Raw genomic sequence first — 752 nt, 5'->3', positions numbered from 1 at the left:
CGGCGGTGCTGTTCGTGACCGCGGCGGGGGCGAACGCGTGCCTGGCGATCCAGGCCGACGACAACGCCAACCTCGGAATGGTCGCCTACGAAATGAACATCACCGTGCAGCGGCTGGGCACCTACCTCTCGACCGCACCGCGCGCCCACGGCCTGGCCGGGCAAGTACCGCCGCGAAGGCAGTGACGGGCGAGATGCCGTGAAGCACGACGACACTTCCTGGTTCGACGAAGACGCCCCGCTGCTGCGCTCCTACGCGGTGACCCGGGGTCGTACCGTCGGTGCTGGTCATGAACTCGACATCCTGACTCTGGTGGTGATCGCCGATCACCCGCCGCGACTGCGGTACACCGAACCCGAATACACGGACATCCTGAACCTGTGCCGGACGCCGCAGTCCGTGGCGGAGGTGTCGGCACACCTGAAACTGCCTCTGGCAGTGTCGAAGATCCTCGTCGCGGACCTGATCGGCGACGGCTATCTCGACTCCCGTGCCCCCATCCAGACCGATGTGGGCCCCAACGATGTGAACCTATTGCGAGCGGTACTCGATGGCATTCGTAGACTCTGACCCCGCGGCCGGGAACACCCAGCTGGCCGCTTCCGTGAAGATCCTGATCGCCGGTGGATTCGGGGTCGGTAAGACCACCATGGTCGGCGCGATCAGTGAGGTGGCGCCGCTGCGCACCGAGGAGATGATCACCGAAACCTCTGTGGGGGTGGATGATCTGTCCGGTGTGGAGGGCAAGAAGA

The 752-nt window shown here is 65.2% G+C and carries 2 protein-coding genes and 1 pseudogene; all 3 read left to right on the top strand.

Annotated features, from left to right (window positions below; translation table 11 throughout):
• A partial coding sequence (locus NRB56_RS38145) for a roadblock/LC7 domain-containing protein (protein ID WP_406603583.1) occupies positions 1-185 on the top strand: 185 nt, incomplete at its 5' end.
• Between the two features lie 13 nt (positions 186-198).
• Positions 199-570 carry a DUF742 domain-containing protein gene (locus NRB56_RS38140; RefSeq protein ID WP_319944125.1) on the top strand — a complete coding sequence of 124 codons (372 nt, stop codon included), beginning with the start codon at positions 199-201 and terminating at the stop codon, positions 568-570.
• A pseudogene (locus NRB56_RS38135) lies at positions 551-752 on the top strand (ATP-binding protein); the annotation flags it as partial. The gene NRB56_RS38140 and the pseudogene NRB56_RS38135, both read left to right, overlap by 20 nt.

Source organism: Nocardia aurantia, assembly GCF_009604425.1.
Taxonomy (GTDB): domain Bacteria; phylum Actinomycetota; class Actinomycetes; order Mycobacteriales; family Mycobacteriaceae; genus Nocardia; species Nocardia aurantia.
This window is presented reverse-complemented; position numbering and strand designations above follow the sequence as displayed.